General features: G+C 41.2%; 16 protein-coding genes. 5 read left to right on the top strand and 11 right to left on the bottom strand.

Annotated elements, in window-relative coordinates; translation table 11 throughout:
- Positions 1–5: 5 nt before the first annotated feature.
- From ACZ5A8_RS12135 to ACZ5A8_RS12105, 7 genes are all read right to left on the bottom strand, one after another.
- On the bottom strand, positions 6–506 hold the full coding sequence (locus ACZ5A8_RS12135; RefSeq protein ID WP_464529319.1) for a phosphate-starvation-inducible PsiE family protein: 501 nt from the start codon (positions 504–506) through the stop codon (positions 6–8).
- Positions 507–699: 193 nt separating this feature from the next.
- Positions 700–2,046 carry an ABC transporter permease gene (locus tag ACZ5A8_RS12130; protein WP_464529318.1) on the bottom strand — a complete coding sequence of 449 codons (1,347 nt, stop codon included), beginning with the start codon at positions 2,044–2,046 and terminating at the stop codon, positions 700–702.
- A 25-nt stretch (positions 2,047–2,071) separates the two neighbouring features.
- On the bottom strand, positions 2,072–3,388 hold the full coding sequence (locus ACZ5A8_RS12125; RefSeq protein ID WP_464529317.1) for a COG1361 S-layer family protein: 1,317 nt from the start codon (positions 3,386–3,388) through the stop codon (positions 2,072–2,074).
- Between the two features lie 235 nt (positions 3,389–3,623).
- The gene (locus ACZ5A8_RS12120) at positions 3,624–4,337 is read right to left on the bottom strand and encodes an ABC transporter ATP-binding protein (RefSeq protein ID WP_229391538.1); all 714 of its coding nucleotides are present in this window, start codon (positions 4,335–4,337) and stop codon (positions 3,624–3,626) included.
- A 518-nt stretch (positions 4,338–4,855) separates the two neighbouring features.
- Positions 4,856–5,062, bottom strand: a complete 207-nt coding sequence (locus tag ACZ5A8_RS12115; protein WP_464529315.1) for a helix-turn-helix transcriptional regulator — start codon at positions 5,060–5,062, stop codon at positions 4,856–4,858.
- 19 nt (positions 5,063–5,081) lie between these two features.
- Positions 5,082–5,477: a hypothetical protein gene (locus tag ACZ5A8_RS12110; protein ID WP_464529313.1), complete on the bottom strand. Its 396-nt coding sequence runs from the start codon at positions 5,475–5,477 to the stop codon at positions 5,082–5,084.
- Between the two features lie 364 nt (positions 5,478–5,841).
- The gene (locus tag ACZ5A8_RS12105) at positions 5,842–6,744 is read right to left on the bottom strand and encodes a pirin family protein (protein WP_464529311.1); all 903 of its coding nucleotides are present in this window, start codon (positions 6,742–6,744) and stop codon (positions 5,842–5,844) included.
- 603 nt (positions 6,745–7,347) lie between these two features.
- Between ACZ5A8_RS12105 and ACZ5A8_RS12100 the strand changes: the two genes are divergently transcribed.
- From ACZ5A8_RS12100 to ACZ5A8_RS12090, 3 genes are all read left to right on the top strand, one after another.
- On the top strand, positions 7,348–8,061 hold the full coding sequence (locus tag ACZ5A8_RS12100; protein WP_464529309.1) for a hypothetical protein: 714 nt from the start codon (positions 7,348–7,350) through the stop codon (positions 8,059–8,061).
- A 1,037-nt stretch (positions 8,062–9,098) separates the two neighbouring features.
- On the top strand, positions 9,099–9,233 hold the full coding sequence (locus ACZ5A8_RS12095; protein ID WP_464529307.1) for a hypothetical protein: 135 nt from the start codon (positions 9,099–9,101) through the stop codon (positions 9,231–9,233).
- A 226-nt stretch (positions 9,234–9,459) separates the two neighbouring features.
- The gene (locus ACZ5A8_RS12090) at positions 9,460–10,041 is read left to right on the top strand and encodes a DUF2121 domain-containing protein (RefSeq protein ID WP_464529305.1); all 582 of its coding nucleotides are present in this window, start codon (positions 9,460–9,462) and stop codon (positions 10,039–10,041) included.
- Between the two features lie 168 nt (positions 10,042–10,209).
- On the opposite strand, the gene ade is transcribed toward ACZ5A8_RS12090, so the two are convergent.
- The gene (gene ade / locus ACZ5A8_RS12085; protein ID WP_464529303.1) at positions 10,210–11,880 is read right to left on the bottom strand and encodes an adenine deaminase; all 1,671 of its coding nucleotides are present in this window, start codon (positions 11,878–11,880) and stop codon (positions 10,210–10,212) included.
- A gap of 319 nt (positions 11,881–12,199) precedes the next feature.
- On the opposite strand from ade, the gene ACZ5A8_RS12080 reads away from it, so the two are divergent.
- Positions 12,200–13,312, top strand: a complete 1,113-nt coding sequence (locus ACZ5A8_RS12080; protein WP_464529301.1) for a phosphoserine transaminase — start codon at positions 12,200–12,202, stop codon at positions 13,310–13,312.
- A 429-nt stretch (positions 13,313–13,741) separates the two neighbouring features.
- Here the strand turns inward: ACZ5A8_RS12080 and ACZ5A8_RS12075 are convergent, their stop codons facing one another.
- The 3 genes from ACZ5A8_RS12075 to ACZ5A8_RS12065 all read right to left on the bottom strand — a co-directional run bounded on the left by ACZ5A8_RS12075 (position 13,742) and on the right by ACZ5A8_RS12065 (position 18,014).
- Entirely contained in the window at positions 13,742–16,048 is a 2,307-nt protein-coding gene (locus ACZ5A8_RS12075; protein ID WP_464529299.1) for a COR domain-containing protein, read from the bottom strand.
- Between the two features lie 95 nt (positions 16,049–16,143).
- Positions 16,144–17,139, bottom strand: coding sequence for a hypothetical protein (locus ACZ5A8_RS12070; protein ID WP_464529078.1), 996 nt, complete (start codon positions 17,137–17,139; stop codon positions 16,144–16,146).
- A 701-nt stretch (positions 17,140–17,840) separates the two neighbouring features.
- On the bottom strand, positions 17,841–18,014 hold the full coding sequence (locus ACZ5A8_RS12065; protein WP_464529297.1) for a leucine-rich repeat domain-containing protein: 174 nt from the start codon (positions 18,012–18,014) through the stop codon (positions 17,841–17,843).
- A 227-nt stretch (positions 18,015–18,241) separates the two neighbouring features.
- Here ACZ5A8_RS12065 and ACZ5A8_RS12060 point away from each other — a divergent pair, with 227 nt between their 5' ends.
- Positions 18,242–21,955: a hydantoinase B/oxoprolinase family protein gene (locus ACZ5A8_RS12060; RefSeq protein ID WP_464529296.1), complete on the top strand. Its 3,714-nt coding sequence runs from the start codon at positions 18,242–18,244 to the stop codon at positions 21,953–21,955.
- Positions 21,956–21,957 lie beyond the last annotated feature (2 nt).

Below are 21,957 nucleotides of genomic sequence, written 5' to 3'. Positions count from 1 at the left end.
TGAGGTTAATTACCGTCGGGCTCAGGACTGCACCGTTCAAGCAAGGCGCTTATGCCTGTTTTTGAAGGCTGCTCTTGAGCTTTTAAAGGGGCAGAAGGCACCTGGACTTTTGTCGGGGAATATGTGACAGCAAGAACTCTCATTATGCCCAGCACAAGAAGCAGTACAGCAAGGCTCAAAATAAATTCATACCCGAACTTCTGGGAATAAAGGCCCACAGCGATCTCACGGAGTACTATTAAAATTGTGGCATCCGTTATATCCGTAAGCTTAATCCGGTCGTGTTCGTGGTAATCAACAAAAGCTTTGAAAAGGTCAATAACAATAAAAACTGTCAGTACACTTGTTACCATATGAGTGAATCCGCTCTCAAGAGACTCAAAAATAATAAAGCGAATATCAAGTAAGGTCTTTGCCATGCCCACAATTAACGCGAGCAGCAATATGTAAAGGATGATTGTGGTGATTGCATCCGTAACCTGCTTAAATAATTTTATACTATCCATTTTTCCCTCCATATAAATACATAACATACACACTTTTTTAATTATATAGAGTTATTGGCACTATTATCTATAGTTTGAATAAAAATATATACTTTAATTTTTCTACTTTTTTCGATCTCTTCTTCTTTCTTCATTCTTTTTCTACTCTGTTTTTAGATATTCTGTTTGCTAGAATTCCTTACTCCTGAACTCTTCACTCATACCTCAGTGCATCCACAGGCTTCAGTTCGGATGCATTCTTTGCCGGCACAAGGCCTGCAATAAGCCCCACAACTATGGAAACGAGGGTTGCAACAACAGTGCCTTTCAGGCTGAGGGCAAATTCGAAGGGAATGTTCATTTTAATTGAAATCAGGAGCAGAATTACCTGTACTGCAGCTGTGCCCAGAAGAATACCTATTATTCCACCTACAAGGCTGATCATTGCGGCGTTGAAGAGAAATATCAGCATGATATCGCTATTTTTCGCTCCTATGGCTTTCATAATTCCTATTTCTTTTGTTTTCTCAAGAACAGAGGTAAACATAGTATTTGCAATCCCTGTGGAACCTACAAGAAGGGAAATACCTGCAATAAACGCAAGGAACGCTGTAAGGCCGTTAATCAGTTTTTGAGTACTCTCAATTGCTTCTTTCTGAGAGTTTACATAAAAGTCCTGCGTATCTTCAGTAACTCTCCTCGATAGCCTTAATTTCCGCTCGATTTCCTGGAGGGCTAAATCGTAATCTGCTCCTTTATAGAGCTTTATTTCTATATTGTCGTAGACATCCCGTTCCCTTTCAGGCATTTCCTCATCGCTGTACGGAAGAGAATATACCTCCTGGTAAGGCATGTAAACGCTACTCCCAAAAAGCCCTCCCAGTCCCCCGAGAAGTCCTCCGTCCTTTGCCAGGATCCCGATTACCCGGTAAGACCTGCCATTGAGGAGTATCATCTGGTTGAGCCTGATTTCCCGCTCAAAGGTATTCGTTGCGAGTTCATTAGAAATAACCACAACTGACCTGTCTCCGGGTGCCAGCATCCTGCCCTCTCCCACCTTCTTTTTTGTGAGTTCAGGCCACACATTAGGATCAACACCTTTAACCCATACGTAAGTTGACTCGCTTCCGAATTTCAATTCCGCCCCGTCTTCAACGTTGACGTTCAGATATTCGATAGCCGGAATGCTCCGAAGGACAAATACGTCCATCCTTGTGAGTTCTGCCTCTGTTACGGGTTCAACTTCCATAGGTTCAGAACTGCCATTTTCAGATCCCTCTTTGTTTTCTGCAGTTGTCACCGTACTTTCTTCTGAGCTTTCTTCATACCCCACATCTTCTTCATAAGATATCTGGAAAGGAGTTGATGCCACGATTGTAATGGTATCACCTCCCAGTCCCTCCAGAGTTTCAGTCACCTGCTCCTGGAAATACTCCCCGGTCGTAACGATTGCCATTACCGAGGCAATGCCTATAATAACCCCTATGATGGTCAGCCAGCTCCTCAATTTATTGGCTTTGACCATATTCAGGGCGATTTTCAAAATCTTTGCCAGTTTCATGGAACCACAGGCCCGGGCTTCAAATTTACTCGTCCGTCTTCTTTTCTTCTATCTGGTTCTCGCCGGTCAGTCCTTCAGCATTATTTTCCTTCATTTTTTTCTGATACTTTTTATAAATAAAAAGACCTGTAGCCCCGAGAAGGATAAGTAATACAAGTTTATAGGAGAAACTCGACCCGCTGCTTTCTTCTGGCAGTTTGGAACCTGCAGGAAGGGCAGAAGGGGAAGCGTAAAGGGAGAGTACATTTTCCTCAACCTGCCTCATCCCGTCACTGGAGGTATAACTGATCTCAAATTTTATAGGAAGCTCCTTGCCAACAGTTCCGGGTTCCAGGTTGAAATCCGCAATCGTGTAGTCCCCTTTCTGGAGGTTGCCAAGAATTACGGAATTGCTGCCGTCCGTTACTGTCCAGTTTGCCTGAAGGGGGACAGAAACTTTGACCGAATTTGCGCCGTTGTTCCCTATATTAGAAACTGAAAACGTATAAGCTCCGGTAGGGCTCCTTTCCATAAAAGCAATATCGAAATCCGTGGTACCTCCGATATAGATTCCTGCTTTGCTTTCGATTGTCTTTCTCTTCTGGTTCTCTACGGTTCCTGCTTCTGTAATTGTCTGGAGTGCCTCGATATCATCATAGGTGAGTATCATATCCAGCTTGTACAGCCCAGGCTTTGTATTCACATTGGTTAGAACCTCAAAGCTGACATTGGCAGTTTCTCCAACATCAATAAGGTTAATGTGCTTGACATTGCTGGAACCTACAGGCAGGATCACATCGTTTGCGCATTCCCAGGAGAACATTGAGTTTTTGAGAGGAGAATTTCCTACATTTTTTATGCCGAAAATAAGCCTGGTTTTCTCCCCGGGCACCAGCTTCTCTACGTTAATATACTCTATTTCAGCGTTTGATTCACTATCAATATCTATTGTTAGCTCCCTGGTAAGGGAGATTTTATTTTTGCTGCCTGTTGAGTAAAGGTATACCTTGAGTGGATATTTGCCTTCATTAACGTCATTTTCAATTCCGACTTTGAACTTAACAACTTTTCTACGGTCATCCTCAGAGCGTTTTCCTAGAGTGCCTATACTCTCTACAAGTTTCTCTCCCGAAAGAGCCCTGAAAGGATACTCTGGCTTGATTTCCAGATAACAGTTCTCTATATCTGTATAACCGGTGTTCTCAATAGAAATCCTGACTTCAAGTATATCCCCGGGATTTACAGGGTCAGGATCCTGGTTGAGCAGGTTAACACTTATGCCTTTATCAAGACTCCTGTTTGTGTCAAAAGTACTTGCAGCCAGGGCAGTTCCGCTGCATAAAGACAAACTCAGCATAATCATGCAAATAAAAAGGATAAATTGTTTAAAATTCATTTTTGGATACCTCAGTTTACTAATTTCTTAATTTTGCCACTTTTTTCCAGAAGATTTATCAGAAACCCATTTTGAAAATTAACATGAAATCCGTTTAGTTTTCTACTGAGTCCAATTTTTCTACCGAACCCAATTTCCCCTTGTAACCAGTTTCTTTCTCTTGTAACCAATTTTCCTTTGAAGTTCACCCAGACATTCCGGGTCATGTTTCAGGACTGATCTGTTCTTTATTCGGCCCGTCTCTGACCATCTCTCCATCCTTGAGCTGAATGTGCCGGCTGGCATATCCTGCAAGGTGCATGTCATGGGTGACCATAACTACTGTTTTACCTTTTTCTTTCCAGAGCCTGTAAAGGATTGAAATCACCTCTTTTCCGGTGATGCTGTCAAGCGCCCCTGTCGGCTCGTCCGCAAGTATAATTTCGGGGTCGCAGGCAAGGGCTCTTGCAATCGAAACTCTCTGTTGCTGGCCTCCAGATAGCTGGGAGGGTTTGTTCTGCATCTTATCGGAAAGCCCTACAAGGTCAAGCAATTCCTTTGCCCTTTTTTCCGCAGTATTATCATCAATTTCCTGAATTTCCAGAGGTAAAAGCACATTTTCAAGAGCCGTCATTCCTGGAATCAGGTTGTACTGCTGGAAAACGAACCCTATTGTCCTGCCTCTGAGGGCAGCCAGATCCGATTCCTGAAGACGTGCTATATCCTTGCCTTTCAAGAAAATTTTGCCCTGTGAAGGGATATCCAGACAGCCCACCAGGTTCATCATAGTGGATTTCCCGCTCCCTGAAGGCCCGATTATCGCGGCAAATTCCCTTCTTCCAAGTTTCACACTTACATTTTTCAAAGCATTGACCTGAACTTCTCCCATCTGATAGGTTTTCCAGACATTCTGAAAGGCAATCAGTGTATTTTCCATGTTTTCTCCTGAATGACTCGCTTAGTAAATATAGTATGTTATTTAAAAAACTTATTTAATTTTTCTTCTCCTTTAGAAAGCTAAGTTCTCCATATAATATGAAATTCAAAAAAGCAAAGTGAGCATTACTGCAATTACAGCCTCGACTTAATTCCTTCACGCTTCTATATTTTAGATATAATCTCATTCAATTGCTCCTTTGTCAGTTAATTGGAAGGCAAAAGCAACTCTTTAGGATCTGATACATTTTTAGTTTCAGGTAGATGGGCTTCATATAGACTTCTCAGAATAAATTAAAACACAATAAACTACTTTTAATTAACCTTTTATGAGTCTTTCTAACCGGACTCTCAAACTGGATGTTTCCAGACTCTTTTTCAGTCTTCCCGATTCCCTGGACTTTAATTGTTTGATACTCTGGAGAGAAATTATAAATATAATATTGGCTGTTGTCGGTTTTTTCGGAACAGTTTTAGAAACAAACCTGGTATTTATTCGAGATCCGAGAACCTTGATATTTATTCTAGGTCCGAGTCTTCAAAAATAAACAGTTCGTCAATTGTGGCGTCAAGTGTTCTGGCTATCCTGTAGGCAAGTTTCAGAGAGGGATTATACTTCCCTTTTTCCAGGAAGACGATGGTTTCTCTCCTTACTCCTACCAGATTTGCAAGAGCCTCCTGAGTAAGGTCATGCCTTGCCCGAAGCTCTTTGATCCTTGTTTTCACTCTTTATCCTCCGAAGTCTTTACTCAACATCGCCTTTCTGCATGAAATACCACCTGAAGACATTCGCTGAGATAGTCATAAAAATAAGAAGTATGCCAAGCACATCTCCTGCAGTAAATTCGATCAGTTCGAAGTATTCTATCCAGTAGAGCACTGCAATTAGCACCAATGTCAGAAGCCAGGAATAAGTTATCCCGTAAGCCGCCAGTTTTTTTGTTCTCTCGTCTCTGTCAGGGAGATCTCCCAGCCTGAAATGTTTGAAAGCTGTTATAACAAAGAGGATCAGGCCGAGGTTGATAAGAAAAATAGAGATAGAAGTCTCAAATATATGAAAAACTACCGAGAACATCCCCGCAAGCATAATGGCTATTCCTAAAGCAAGCCTGTACGTATATTCTTTTTTTATATTTTTCATTTTACATCCTCTTCAATAATCTTGTTCTATTGAATGTGACTTTATTGAACATCTCTTATTGGAAATCAATAATTATGTTCTTTATTTACAACATATTATTCGAAATCAATAACATTTAGTTAGATTTAGCTAACATATGTTAGATCTAGATAACATGTTTTAACATTTAAGGCTTTTGTAAAAACTTAATTAGAACTCAATAACCTTGCAAGTAAAATCGACAAAACATCGTATAGAGATAAAAAAGTTTACTCACTTTAAAGCTGATTTCAGACGGCTACAGTTTAGGCAGAATAAGGCATTCGTTCTCAGTAACGATAATGCATTCATAAAAAGAATAATAAATTTAATTTTTTGTTTCCATTTATCTTGTAAATGACCCTTGCCTGTATTCTTCAAAAGCCACTTTCAGTTCTTCTTTCGTGTTCATAACAACCGGTCCGTACCAGGCAACAGGCTCAGCGATAGGTTTTCCCGATATAAGAAGGAACCTTACCCCTTTATCCCCTGCAGTCACCTCGATCGAATCCCCATCTCCATAGAGGACAAGGGTTTCCGGACCTATCACACAACCCTCTGCAGGGTCAAGATACCTTCCCCCTTCAACTTCAAAGGCACATGGGTCTTTTTCCTTATCAAAACGCCCGCTGCCCTCTATCACGTATGCAAAGACAGTATAGCCCGGGACTGTTATATGGGAAAATTTCTCATCTGCCGGTACTGTCACGTCCAGATACTCAGGATCGGTTATTATTTCCCGCACGGGTCCTTCAACCCCGTTAACTTCCCCGCAAATAATTCTTACTTTCAGCCCTTTCTCCATTAAAAGTTCAGGCACCCGGTTGCTTTTGATCTCCTGGTAGCGCGGCTCCATCATCTTTTGCGAAGCCGGAAGGTTAGCCCAGAGTTGAAAACCCCATAAAGCCCCGTTTTCATCCCCCTGTGGCATTTCCTGATGGATAATCCCGCTCCCAGCAGTCATCCACTGTACTTCGCCGGGCCGAATTATACCCCTGTTTCCCAGGCTGTCCTCATGCCTTACCTCCCCCTGCAGGACATAAGTAATAGTCTCAATCCCCCTGTGAGGGTGAAATGGAAATCCCATACTGTACTCCTCAGGTTTTTCCGAATGAAATTCATCAAACAGTAAAAACGGGTCGAACTCAGGCACATGCTGGAACCCGAAAGCTCTCTTAAGGTGTACCCCTGCGCCCTCGACGGTTGGCATACTTTTCCTTACTTTTCTTATTCTTCTGAGATTAGCCATTATAGTTACCACCTCTCGAAAAATAATCTACCATATTTCTCATAAATATAAAAAGAATGGATCCGGTTGAGTGCAGCGAAACAGATGTAGGTCACTGCTAGATGTAGGTCACTGCTATCACATCACAACTCTTCCTCGTTCCAATTTTCTGATCTTCAATGTTCCAATTCTCTGATCTTCAATAATTCGCAAACTCATCAGAATTCTCGATTATTGTGATCACGCCCATTGATCCCCTATGTAATAAATAATGTAGTTGAGGTATTTGGTTTTGTTGGGAAAATATGGTTTTCACTGTATGATACTTAATGTCACTGTATGATAATTAATGCGAATCTATATAACTGATAATTTATATTTTTACTATTGGACTGTGATAGATTAATAAGACTCATAAGAGATTAATAAGCTAATAAATTATATATTCAACTAAGAACATAAAAAATAAGTTTAAGTATAATTAGATATAAGATCACAATAGATTAACTTCTAAGCCCATATATGTTCTAAATATGTAACTATGTATTATAACAATGCCGGCATGCCGGGGGCTCTAATTAGCTTTTTGCAGAATTAGAGTATAAAACTTTGGGGATATGGTACATGGGTATTTTTTCAACTGGGACAAGTCCCGATCTTAAAACTTTTTTTGAGGCAGAGGATCTGGATGATTTACTGGAAGCCAGATCGAAACTAAGGCAGTTAGATGAGAAAGATATTAAGAAGATCCGCTTCACACTCAAAAAATGGAATAAACCTCAGGCAGTGGCCAACCTGCTTTTTCACCCCTTTCTCATACCTGAGGATATCAGGATAAGCTGCCTTCTTAAGGGACTGAGAGAGACTGAAAACCAGTATTATATCCTGGCTTCTGCAGTCGGTCTTCAGGGCATTGATTCTACAGGATTCTCACAAGAGGAGAGAAAAGCGATAAGAGAGAGTTTGATCTTAATTCTTAAAACCTCTGAAGGGGTTATTTCAGCAAGAGCTTCGGTTAGCATCCGTGACTTTCTCTCCTCCAGAGATACCTCCGCCATGTTTGAACTGCTAAGCCATCCTGATGAAACTACAAGGCACAATATTTTATGCTGGTTAATTAGAACTGCAGAAGAGCCCGATCCCGATGTATTTATTTCAATGGCAAGCAGTAGCAATATCCCGGAAGAGATACAGAAGGAAGTAATCGAAAAATACCAGGAACATCTCAAGCAAAAAGAAACCGGAGAGTCCAGCTCATTTGTAATGCCTCTTTATGCGTACATTCCTAATCTCAGGGATACAGCAAAGAGTCCTTTAAGTAAAACAAAACTGGCTTAAATTCTGAATCCTGAACCGATAGAGTTGCTCCATCCGGATTACTCTATCTAAATTACTCTACCCGGAATACTTCACCCGAATTGCGCCTCGCCCGAATTGCGCCTCGCCCGAATTGCGCCTCGCCCGAATTGCGCCTCGGGAGTACGCGGTCTGTTTCACTCGCTTCGCTCGCTCAAGCAGACTCGTATAAAGGATAATTGCAGCTTTTTTTATAGCTGCATTTTCATAAAAACGACACGTAGGCTGGGAGGGTAGTTTTGCAGACTTACGGCTTTGTCCGGCTATCTTAGACTACCACCCTCACTCCTACGGCTCTCCGGCAATTTAACATGTTACAGCTCTGTGTTCACAGAGTCTGGCGATTTTCCACGAGCTTACGGTCTGTAGAGAGCAGAGGGATATTTGGTTCCCAGCCTATAAAATAGAAAAAGGATTGAAAAAAGGTAGCTGTGGCTATGGATTTTTATCGGTCTATGCGAAAAGGGAAGGAAGAGTTTTGGGCTTTAGGGGGGACAAAACAACCTTATTAGGCATATTCACGGAAATTTACCGCGCTATCAGCGCGGCTTTTTCATAATAATTAATCTTAATGAAAAAATGAAATATAAAAAATCATTTATAACATGTCTAATTTATAGTTTATCGCAGTGAGCTTTGCTCAGAAGGACTAAATTAGATATTTCTGACCAGGACAACTTTATTCGCCATACCGTGTTATTCTTGTCACGTTCGACGCGGGAGAACGTCCTTTCCCAATAAGAGAGAAAAAGAAGAAAAAAGCCAAAAGTGAACAAAGATATAAAAAGTCTATGCAGATGTAAACGAAACCGAATGAATTTTCCTGAATAAAATTCTTTTCTGCATTTATCTTTATTGCTTTTTCCAGTTTCGTTTTCTTCCGTCTATTTCTCTTTACTTTTTCTTTTTGGGAAGGGCCGCCAGACAAGCTGGCGGGGGCTTTTATATCTTACATATCAATCAAAAAGCGATCCCGATAAAAGAGTTTTTTTGGAGGCAGGTCTTCTCCGACCAGCCTTATGACGTTTGATGCAGGAAAGCAGCTTTTCCGCGAAAAAAAAGAGAAAAAGCTAGAAATAAAGAGTGAAAAAATACAAAAATTAAAATATATCGAAAAAATGTGTAATGGTGGAAATACAACAGAACTGAACTAAATAGTACCAAAATACACTTTTTTCAGGTCTCAATATTTTTTTTCTTTTGGGAAGGGCCGCCAGGCAAGCTGCGGGAGTATTCTATAAACTGCAGGTAAAATACGGTCTTAGGGGTCAGGAAAATTATTTCCTGGTCCATGCGAAATATTTCTTTTAGGAGAATTATTAAGAAATATAAATACCTTAAAACAAAAAGATCTTTAAGGCAGGTTCTGGAGCAATTAATATGACCCTTGTTATAGCTTTTATTGGAAAGAACGGCGCAGTCATGGCAGGAGATATGCGTGAGATCACTTTTGAAGGAGAGAAAACCGACATGGAAAAGCTCGAAAAAGAGCTTTACAGCGGCACAATAGTTACGGATGAGGAACTGGCAAAAAAGGCGGAGGAGTTTGGGGTCAAAATAATAGTTACGGACTGTAAGGAGAAAATCTCAGAGAGAAACAGCGTCCTGGTAGGGGAAGTATCTTCGGTTGAGGGTGGAGTCATCAAAAAAAGAAGGCTATATGCTTCAGCAGGAAACTATGCAATTGCCGAACTAAAGGATTCCGAACTGACGCTGACTTCCCAGGGAAAAGGAAGCAATTTCATAGCTTTCGGAAACGAGTTTACAAAGCAGGTAGCCAACAAATGCTTCCAGGATAAATGGACGAAAAAAAGTAACCTTCAGGATGCGGTGAAGATTCTTATGCTCTGTATGGAGACCGCAGCAAAGAAAACGGCTTCCGTGAGCAAGCAGTTTGTTATCGTGCAGACTGCATCGAATGCTGATGTTTTGAAAGTTGTGGAAAAGGACAGAAGAGGCTGAAAAAACAGAAAAGTTCTCTGCTCGAGTTTATTTTCCGCCCTGTGCTGCCTTCGCCATGATTCCCTATCTTATTCTGTTTCCTGCCCCGATCTGTTATGCATACTCGTTTACACATACTCGTTTACGCATACTTATTTACACACACTTGTTTTTTTATGCTTACTCACTTTACTCACTTACGAAAAGCTTGACAAATTCAAACTTCGTCACATCAAACAGCCCTTTATCCCCAAGTTTAAGTTCAGGAATTACCAGGAGCGACATAAATGCAAGAGTCATAAAAGGCGACTCAAGCGAAGTTCCCAGTCTCCTGGCTTCTGCATTCAGCAGATGGTACCGGGAAGCTACCTCTTCTCCATTTCGTGTGCTCATAAGGCCTGCAACCTCGAGCGGAAGATCAAGCAAATGGTCTGCAGTCCCAACGACGATTCCTCCTCTATTTTCCACAAGCCTGTTGACAGCTTCAACTATATCCTTATCGGTAGCCCCGACTGCAATGATATTGTGACTGTCGTGGGCAATGCTGCTTGCAATAGCGCCTTTTTTCAGGCCTATATTTTTTATGAAACCGATCTGGACAGGATCATCTGCATACCTGCTCAGGACAACCATTTTCAAAATATCCCTTGAGGGGTCCGAGACTATATTACCGTTTTCTACCTCTGGCATAGCCAGTTCCTGGCCTGTAATCAGTTCTCCGTCGCTGGCAACGATCACTCTGATTTTTTTCATCTGCTCCCTGATTATTTGTTCCTTTGTTTCTCCCGCAGGAGGCACAGCCAGTTTTACATCGTCAATTGAAATTTTGTTCCTATTAAAAACATTTTTAGCAGAAACTTTTTCCACAGGGAAAAGAACCTTTCCATTCTTATAAACACAGTTTCCATCAATAAAAGTGCTCAGCACATTGAAGGATTTCAGGTCGTCTACAATGATGAAATCAGCAGCATCTCCCTCGCGCAGCAGCCCGACATTAAGTCCGTAATGCTCCACAGGATTGATCACAGCTGCCCTGATAAGGTTATAGATATCAAGCCCTTTTTCCTGTCCGCGCCGGATTAGCTTATCGATATGCCCTTCGTATATCAGGGTATCCGGATGGGAGTCATCTGTGCAGAGCATTACTGATTCGGGATATTCATCTATCAGGCTGTGCAGGGCTTCGAAATTTCTGGCTGAACTCCCTTCCCTGATCAGAATCTTCATTCCGAGCCTTATTTTCTCAACTGCTTCTTCATAAGTAAAACATTCGTGATCTGTGGAAATTCCTGCCTCAATATATTTTTGCAGGTTGGCTCCTCCCAGGCCAGGCGCGTGCCCGTCCACAATCTTGCCGTGCTTTTTAGCCGATTCCAGTTTTGCCGTTACCTCAGGAAATTCTGAGATCACGCCCGGGAAATTCATCATCTCGGAAAGGTAGCACAGGTCTTCCCTTGCCAGCAACCGATCTACAGCCTTCGCATCCAGGACTGCCCCTGCTGATTCGAAAGGTGTAGCCGGTACACATGAAGGCACTCCAAAAAAGACCTTCAGTGGGGCTTTTTTTGAATCCTCAAGCATATAATCAATGCCCTCTTCCCCCATAACGTTTGCAATCTCGTGAGGATCACTGACCACTGCAACCGTACCTTTTACAACAGCCGTCCGGGCAAAAACCGAAGGCACGGTCATGGAACTTTCAATATGCACGTGGGCGTCCACAAGCCCGGGCAGGATGTACTGCTCATGATCGTGTTCCTTTTTTTCAACACGCAGGATCTTCCCGTCTTCAACAGTAATCTCGCCTTTGAACTGCCGCCTGGAAATAGCGTCAACAATAATCCCCATGTACTTTTTCATGAGGGTTTATTTCGCCCCAACAATGTATAAATTTTTCCAAAAAACCAGTATTAGAAACTTGGAGAAAAAGAATAAAAAAAGGAAGATACAGGTTAATTGGTCGATTACCTTTCATCAAATGCAAAAAACTATAGAAATATATAGGCACTTTTTTTGTTGGCTACGAACATCGGTTTTGAACATGTAAAAGTAGCACGAAAAGATAAATAAAAGGTACACTGTTAAGTCTTCGGGGATGGCTATAATTACATGTTCGCCTGTAACTGGAAAATTTCTTATCCCCCTAAGACATAACAGTACCAAAAAAGGAAAAGATAAAATGAAACCAACACGAGTTCCTAATAATCCTTGTTTTTCTTCTGGACCTTGTGCCAAACATCCGGGGTATTCTGTTGAAGAGCTGAAGGATACACCTTTTGGCCGGTCACACCGGAGCAAACCTGGCAAGGAAAAATTAGCTGAAGCAATTAAAAGAACAAGAGATATGCTTGGACTTCCTGATGATTATCTCGTAGGTATTGTACCGGCTTCCGATACAGGCGCTTTTGAAATGTGCATGTGGTCTATGCTGGGGTGCCGCGGGGTTGATGTTCTGGTTTGGGAATCTTTCAGTAAAGAATGGGCAACCGACATCACTAAACAGTTAAAATTAAAAGATACCCGAGTTTTTGAGGCAGAATACGGGAAATTACCAGATTTAAAGAAGGTCGATTTCAAGAATGATGTAGTCTTTGTCTGGAATGGGACTACTAGCGGAGTCAAAGTGCCCAACGGCGACTGGATTCCTGATAACCGCGAAGGGCTCACGCTTTGCGATGCCACCTCTGCTTTATTTGCTATGGATATACCCTACCATAAACTGGATGTCATTACCTTCTCATGGCAGAAAGTTTTGGGTGGGGAAGGTGCACATGGGATGCTGATTTTATCTCCGCGGGCTGTTCAGCGCTTAGAAAGCTATACTCCTGCCTGGCCATTGCCCAAAATTTTCCGGCTGACCAAAGGTAGTAAACTGAATAAGGAGATTTTTGAAGGCTCTACTATTAACACACCATCCATGCTGGCTAATGAAGATTGGCTGGCAACATTAAAATGGGCAGAGTCTATAGGAGGGCTTAAGCAACTTATTCAGCGGACAAATGATAATCTGGCGGTCTTTGAGGCATTTGTTGCTAAAAACAACTGGATCCATTTTTTAGCGGAAACAAAAGAGATAAGGTCCAGCACCAGTGTCTGCTTTAAAGTTGATTTATCCGACGAAAAGCTTAAAGAACTGATTAAAACGCTTGAGAAAGAAAAAGTTGCTTATGACATCGGTTCTTACCGTGATGCCCCGTCAGGCTTGCGCATCTGGTGCGGTGCTACCATCGAGAAAGAGGATTTAGAATGCCTTTGTGAATGGATCGAATGGGCTTACAATTTGGTTAAATAATAAAATCCTTTTTGTTATCAGCAAAGAAAGGGTCGCAAAAGATCGTTAATATCTTTTTTGCTGATAGCAAAAGGATGTTTTATCCCAAAATTTGTCTCAACGCGGACAGATTTTAAATATCCCTTCAAAATCCTTTTTGAACATCTGATTTATCAGATAAATTTTCAATTCTCTTACTTTTTCATCACACTTTAACTCCAAAAGCTTTTTCTTTTTATTCGAATCCCTGTATAGGATGCAATTTTCTCAAAATAATATTGAAAATAAGAGTCTGTTAACTTCTGAAAATCAAGCAAAATAGTCGCCACTTTGGAAAAGAAATCAATATTAATCATAGGATTTTTTCAGGATATTTCTTGCAGCCCTGAACGTTGAAACTATGTAATAGATGAAAGTAACAAAAAAGTAAAAATGAAAACTCAAACAAAATCATTTTCCAACAAATAAATCCGGAACCTGAGGCATTGCAAGCCATTGAGCAAATTTATTGTAGGTTCTGCCAAGCTTTTGTGCAAGTTCTATGCCTTTTTGAGTTCCTGTAATGATTTTGTTGTAGTCAGAATTAGGATCACTCAATTTTATGAGACATCTATTCAATTTATTAAGAGATTTAACTAACTTTTCTCGGTCAGGATTAGGGCTTAACTCATCTAAGCTATCCTGAATTTTATTCAAATCACTATCAATTTTGGGATTTAAGTTTTCAAGTTCATCTTTTAAATCGTCAAACTCAGTTCGAATCTGCGGCAAATCTATTTCTAAATTAATATTGATGCTCGTTCGTACATCTGTTTTTTGCTCTACTTGAGTACTTGTTTTTGCTTCGGAGTAAGCTTGTGCTGTTTGGTGAATTATGACAATAGGTGCTTTGCTTGGAGATTCATCGTATCCTTTAAACCTTTCTTCTCTTATCTTATAACCGTCTAATAATAATAAAATTGACCTGTCTTTGTAACTCTTGTGACATTGAACGTTTTTTATGCCTGCCTTTTCAGCTTCTAACAAATCTTCATAGAAGTATCTTTGGGGACAATTTTCTGAACAGTTACAAGGTATTTGTTTACTGGCATTTATCTTTTTTATAGAAACATTTATTTGATCAAGGTGGTGACAGATCACCCCCAGCGCCCCTCTTTTATTGTCTCCTTTAATTCTAATTTCGATTTGTTTCTTATCAGGCTTCATCTCTACAAAAGCATGTGAATTTTGGAGTTTCAATAGTGCTCCTTCTCTCCAGCAGAGAGGCATTCCATTTTCTTTTTTCTCGATGTCCTGATGCATGCGCACTATAAAGCGGGTAATTATGCCGGGAGGCAAAAAGGAGTCGTAACAATAATAAAAATACAAATTATCTTCATTGTCCCAATAAAAGTCGGGAGAACTTTTGGGTAATAGTTCGGCAACGAGATAGCTGTTTTTATCAGGAAGTTCATATGCAAGTTCAAATTTATTCATTAACTCCATAAGCTGGGGGTAAATGTGTGATGGATATGTTTCTTTGTCCCATACATGATCTAATTCGCTGTGTAACAGTATACCTTCGCGATGAAGAACTGATTTTGTGGACAAAATTTTATAAAATGCTTCTGTAGCCCATTCAGGTTTTAATATCACTATATTTCTTAGCGCTATTCTATCTTTAAAATGAAGAGTTACTCCCAAGTCATTAAAATATCCATCTAACATACTGATATTTTCATCATCTAATCCTTCAAACCTACATATTTCGCAAAATTTGTCGTATGATATCATCTTTTCTCTGGCTTCTTCCAGTCTCTTTCTCACCTGATACCATGAGTTCACCCACTTAACCTTCATTAGAGGAAGATTCCAAGCAGCTTCACTAATGCTTTCTTTTAACCTGTCAATTCCTTTGCCATTTTTGCTGTCTATCTTTACATAATCAACAATATGGAATTTGTTTTTTAGATCTTTTAAGTTTAGATCATCATCACTTTCATTCATCTTGCTCATTACAAGTACAATCGGGCTGTCTTCTCCAAAAGCTTCAATCGTGTGCAACCAGTAGTGTATGCTGTCATAGTCCTTTGTTTTGCGTGCATTCCATACAAGCAGATAGACTGAACGTTTTGTCAGGAAAAACTGGTGAGTCGCATGATAGATTTCCTGTCCTCCAAAATCCCAAACATTTAGCTTGATTTTGCATTTTCCTAAATCTGGCGAGGAAGTGACCCATTCAGTTATATTAATTCCCTCAGTGATATCATCTTCTACAAATTTATCAGTAATTAATCTTTTAGAAAGACATGTCTTTCCAACTTTTCCGTTACCAACCAATATTAACTTGGCTTCATTATGTTCGGTAGTTTCTGATTGTTTCAGATAAGTAAAAATCGCTCTCAACCCTATTGAAACAATTTCTGGAGGGGGTGAAGTTAAGGGGTTATTAGATAATTTAAACGTTGTAAGATTTTCGAGTTCAGTAATTTCTGGCGGCAGTTGAGTAAGCTGATTATTGTGTAAGTAAAATGTTCTAAGTTTTGTAAGCCCTCTAATTTCAGATGGCAGTTGAGTCAGCTGATTATTAGATAGGTGAAGTGTTGTAAGGTTTTTAAGCTCCTTTATTTCTGGTGGCAGTCGAGTCAGCTGGTTATAAGATAAGTAAAGTGCTATAAGCTCTGTAAGTCCTTTAATTTCAGATGGCAGTTGAGTCAGCTGATTATTGTGTAAGTAAAGTGTTTTGAGTTTTGTAAGTTCTCTTATTTCAGATGGCAACTGAGTTGAGCTTATGCCAAAATCATTTAAAATGCTTTAAATCCCAAATAAAAGCACTCAATTCTATATTTTCCGGAAAAATTTCCTTAAATAGCTTAAAAATGCAACCTTCTAAAAGCAGTTGGTGCCCTTATCAAATCTTTTCTTCCAACTTTAAAAGCCGTTAATGCCGTAAGTAAAGCGGCAATGTTGCCTATAGAGACAAACATTTTAGCCCATTCAATTCTTCTTGTAGGTGTTTTCGAGCGATTGTATCCCACTACTTCATTTGAGTTCTTTCTTTCAACAGTGGTTCTAAGATTGTATATTTTACCAAGGAGTCTATGAAATTTCCTTGGTATATATATTCCTCTGAAGTGGGTTCCTGTTTCTGTTTTAAGAATAGTTCCTGCACTGTTAGCTCTGGCTGCTATAATTGGAATAACTCCATGATCAATAACCACCTGGTTAGAAGGATGACTATCAGGTCCAGCATCTGCAATCATAAAAAGTGGTTTATGAGTTTCCGATTTCATGCACTGAATGATAGTTTCTTGAAATATAGTGTTGTCATTTTTACTTGCGTTTACTGCATCCCAATAAACTGGTAAACCCCACCAACTATCAACAACACATGTATCAGTATACCCCGTTCCAGATAGGACACTATACTTTCCGGTTTTTTTAACATAATGTCCTGCATCAGGATCTGAGAGCATACCAGTTTCTTTATTTTTTAATCCACTGCAGTTGCACTCAAAGAACCTTCTATCCCATATCCAGATTTTATCTCCTATAAGATTTAGATTTCTACATTCTTGTATCAGTAATTGAGCATATTCCACGAAATATGGATAAATACATTTCAGATTTCTACGATATGATGAAAGAGTGATTCGATCACGATTTTCAATATTTAATTCCTTTCTTAGAGCTTTATTCTGGTTAAATTCTCTAATGAATGATTCAAAATTTGAATACCCCATCTTACATCTTGCAATTTCTAACTTGAGAATGTTGTTGAAATTTAACGATTCATGCTGAGGATGGTACTCCATTGAAGCCTGTAATTCAATGAAAAAGTTATCCAGCGAAGGATTTAATGCAAACATGTCTCCTATATACCCATGAAACGTTTTGAAGTGTTGAAAGGCAAGTACTTGATTCCAGGGCAATACACTTTCCATATAATCTTTGCTATGTACAACTAGAAGATTAATTTTATAAGGAATGCAAATTTTCCTTTTGAGAAAAGTAAATCCTTCACCAAAAAAGTCTGAAAGCACTTTTTGAAAAATAGGGAGCACATTACGTACTTTACAATGTCTTTTGTTTTTAGTAATTTTCTCAATGAAAAGGATCTTTAAGTTAGAATATTCACTCAACATCGGATCGAAAATAGAGTATATAGACATCGATTTTTCAAAAAGATTGCTTATAAAATCTGTGAGTCTTGACTGTTTTAGAGATATGATACGGATTTTAATATTTGTCTTTTGATCGTCCAATTTTCGACCAAAAAGCTGTTCGTATTCTTTTCTGCCTTTAATACTCTTAAGACTTATAACAATGGTACGTGCAGACCCTAAAAAATCGTCGATTTGAGTCAATAAGTACTTATATCCTTTTGTAATAATCTTTATCATGGATTATACCTTTTTAAAGCCCAATTATTTGTTTGGCGACATAATATTGGTTTAATTAGGTATAATCCTTTCTATTTACCTTTAAATTGAAATTAAAGTGTTTTAGTCTAATTTTTTAAAAAAATAGATCTTTTTAACATCCATTATTCCAAAATAAGGGCTATTAACTAAAATGGCATAAGCTCAGTTAATTGGTTATAGGATAAGTCAAGAGTTGTGAGGTTTTTAAGCTTCTTTATTTCTAGTGGTAGTTGAGTCAACTGATTATTAGATAAGTTAAGTATTGTGAGATTTTCTTCATAAGCTTCTCTAATAAGCTGCATTACCTTTCCATTTGTCATTAGTCTGCCTCATTTACATACTGAACTTATTCTAGAAAGCTTCCTATTCCTTTTTCTATACTGTCAAACTTAAACTCCAAAAGCTTTTTCTTTTTATTCGAACCTTCCCATCAGGATACAAATCTCTCGCAGTGATTTGTAAAATAAATTTGTTGTTTCCTGCAAAGTGAACTGAAACCTCAAATTCCCGATTAATAATTAATACAACTTATACAATTATTCCTTTCATGTCCCCCAAAACCCGCTGGCAGTTCTGGATAGACCGCGGAGGCACGTTTACTGATATCGTAGCGCGCAGCCCTGATGGAAAACTGATCACACATAAGCTTCTTTCCGAAGACCCATCTCATTATGAAGACGCAGCCATGCACGGGATACGCCAGATCCTCGGGCTGCCTGAGAATGCCCCTTTTCCTGCGGAAGATGTGGAAGCCATAAAAATGGGCACGACTGTGGGTACGAATGCCCTCCTTGAAAGGAAAGGGGAGCGCACTGTTCTTGTTATAACCCGGGGGTTTGGAGATGCTCTCAGGATAGGGTATCAGAACCGTCCGGACATTTTTGCACAGAAAATAGAACTTCCTGACCAGCTTTATGAGAGGGTTATCGAAGTTTCCGGCAGGTACGGGGCAGATGGGGAAGAGCTTATGCCTCTGGACCTTGAAAATGCTAAAAAAGAACTTGAAGAGGCTTTCAAAGCTGGCATCCGCTCGGCTGCAATTGTGCTTATGCATGCGTACAGGTATTCAGAGCATGAACTGAAGCTCGGCAGGCTGGCGCAAGAAATGGGTTTTACTCAGGTTTCCCTGTCCCATCAGGCAAGCCCGCTAATAAAATTCGTGAGTAGAGGGGAAACTGCGGTTGTGGATGCCTACCTCTCTCCGGTGCTGCGCAGGTATGTTGATATGGTTGAAAAGAGCCTGCAAGAAAGTGAAGGAAACAGAGAAGAAAACCTGGAAGGAGACAGAGAAGAGGAAAAAGAAGAAATCCCGGGGGAAGAAAATGAGGGGAAAAATAGTTCCAGGCATAGTCCAAGGCTCATGTTCATGCAGTCCAGCGGCGGGCTTATAGATTCGAAGGCTTTTCAGGGCAAGGATTGCATCCTTTCCGGGCCTGCCGGAGGAATCGTTGGGGCAGTTGCAACTTCAGAGATGGCAGGGGCAAAAAAAATAATCACTTTTGACATGGGAGGGACATCCACAGATGTAGCCCAGTACAGCGGAGAATATGAACGCAGCCTCGAAACAGAGATTGCAGGTGTGCGACTGCGTTCTTCCATGATGCGCATCCATACTGTTGCAGCAGGTGGAGGTTCGATTCTCCATTATGAAGGGGGCAGGTTCAGGGTGGGACCTGATTCCGCAGGCTCGAATCCCGGACCCGCATGTTACCGGAAAGGTGGGCCTCTTACGGTTACGGACTGCAACCTTATGCTCGGAAAACTACATCCCGAATTCTTTCCGAAGATCTTCGGATCTGGAGCAGACCAGCCGCTGGATTTCGAAATTGTACACAGGAAATTTGCAGAACTTGCTAAAAAGGCTTCTGCAAGTAGTAATATACTTACACCCGAGCAGGCAGCAGAAGGTTTTCTTTCCGTAGCAGTTGAGAATATGGCAAACGCGATCAAGAAAATCTCTGTCCAGCGTGGGTATAACATAAAAGAATACACACTCTGCTGCTTCGGAGGAGCAGGAGCCCAACATGCGTGCAGAGTAGCCGATGCTCTCGGGATCAAAAGCATTTTCATTCACCCGTATGCCGGAGTCCTTTCTGCATACGGCATGGGACTTGCAGACCAGAGGCTGATAAAAGAGCAGTACATCGGAGCTGAACTCTCCGAAGGGCTGATAAAGGAGTTAAAATCTGTTTTTGCAGGGCTTGAAACGGAAGGGCGACTTTCCATGCTTGAGCAGGGAGCCCGAGAAGCCTGCATCAATGTGATTTACAGGACACATATGCGCTATGCAGGTTCGGATACGCAGCTGGCTGTGGACTTCGTGGATAATGATGTGTTCCTCAGGGCTGGCTTTGAGAAAGCCCATAAAAAACGCTTCGGATTTGTAATGGAAGGGAAATCCATTTTTGCGGAAGCCATCTCTGTAGAGGTCGTGGGGGTTACCGAGAGAGTTTCTGATCCCCTTCTTGAGCTTGAAGAGAACCCTGATTTCTCTCCGATTTCCAGGGTCCAGATGTACAGTTATGGGGAATTCCGCGAAACCTCTGTCTTCAATACAGAAGAGCTGATGCCTGGAGCCTGCATAAGTGGGCCTGCAATCCTTATTGAAAAGAACACTACCATTATAATCGAACCTGGCTGGCAGGGAGAAATTACTGTACGCAATCACCTTCTCCTTACCCGCAGAGCTCCCCTTCCTGCCAGAACGGCTATAGGGACAGAGGCCGACCCTGTAATGCTTGAAATTTTCAATAACAGATTCATGTCCGTTGCCGAGCAGATGGGCTACACCTTACAGAACACCGCCCACTCTGTAAACATAAAGGAGAGGCTTGACTTTTCCTGTGCGATCTTTGACCGATACGGAAACCTGATAGCAAATGCCCCTCATATCCCTGTGCATCTGGGTTCTATGGGGGAGTGCGTGAAATCCCTTATCCAGGCACAGTTAGGGGATATGCACGCAGGAGATGTATACCTGATTAACTCCCCCTATCACGGAGGTACCCACCTTCCTGACATCACTGTTGTCACTCCCATGTCAGGCAGTTCGGGAGAGATTCTTTTTTACCTTGCTTCCAGAGGTCACCATGCTGATGTAGGAGGGATTACTCCAGGTTCTATGCCTCCGGAAAGCCGAAATATCGAAGAAGAGGGTGTACTTAGTGAGGGTATGAAAATAGTTGAACAGGGCAGGTTTTTGGAAGAAAGACTGAAGGCATGGCTCGGTTCAGGTAAATATCCTGCAAGGAACCCTGACCAGAACGTGGCTGATATAAGGGCACAGGTTGCAGCAAATGAAAAAGGGCTTCAGGAACTGCACAGGATGGTTGAGGAGTTTTCTCTTGAAACTGTCGAAGCCTATATGGGCCATGTGCAGGATAACGCGGAGGAAGCCGTCAGAAGGGTTATTGACAGGCTTGATGATGGGAAGTTTGCATACACCCTTGATGATGGGAGCGCAATTGAAGTTAAAGTTACAATCGACCGCAAGAACCGGAATGCAAGGATTGATTTTACAGGCACCTCTCCGCAGCTTTCAAGCAATTTCAATGCTCCGGCTTCGGTTTGCCTGGCTGCTGTCCTCTATACGTTCAGGGCCCTTGTAAAAAGTGACATCCCGCTGAATGCAGGCTGTTTAAGGCCTCTTGAGATCATAATTCCTGAGGGCTCCATGCTAAGGCCCGAGCCTCCTGCAGCTGTTGTTGCAGGCAATGTTGAGACCTCGCAATATATAGTTGACGCCCTTTTCGGAGCTCTCGGAAGCCTTGCAGCCTCCCAGGGCACGATGAACAATTTCACGTTCGGGAATGCTGATTATCAGTACTATGAGACTATCTGCGGAGGTGCCGGTGCAGGTCCGGGTTTTTCAGGCACTGATGCTGTGCATACCCATATGACCAATTCCAGAATTACAGACCCTGAAGTCCTTGAGACAAGGTTCCCGGTAATCGTTGAAGAGTTTTCCATCCGGCGTGGGAGCGGCGGAGAAGGCAGATTCAGGGGTGGAAATGGGACTGTCAGGAAAGTCAGGTTCCTGACAGAGGTGGATGCAGCTCTCCTTTCAAGCCACAGGAAATTCCCGCCATTCGGGCTTAAAGGCGGCACACCCGGAAAATGCGGAAAAAATATGCTTGTCCGCAGGGATGGCGGGGTTATTGATCTCGGAGGAAAGGCTGAAGTCAGGGTACAGAAAGGAGATTTACTCGTAATTGAAACGCCTGGAGGCGGTGGGTATGGAGAAGATGAAGAGAAAAGATGAAA

This window comes from Methanosarcina subterranea (assembly GCF_055385895.1).
The sequence above is the reverse complement of the archived record's forward strand: the minus strand, read 5'-3'. Positions and strand labels throughout refer to the sequence as shown.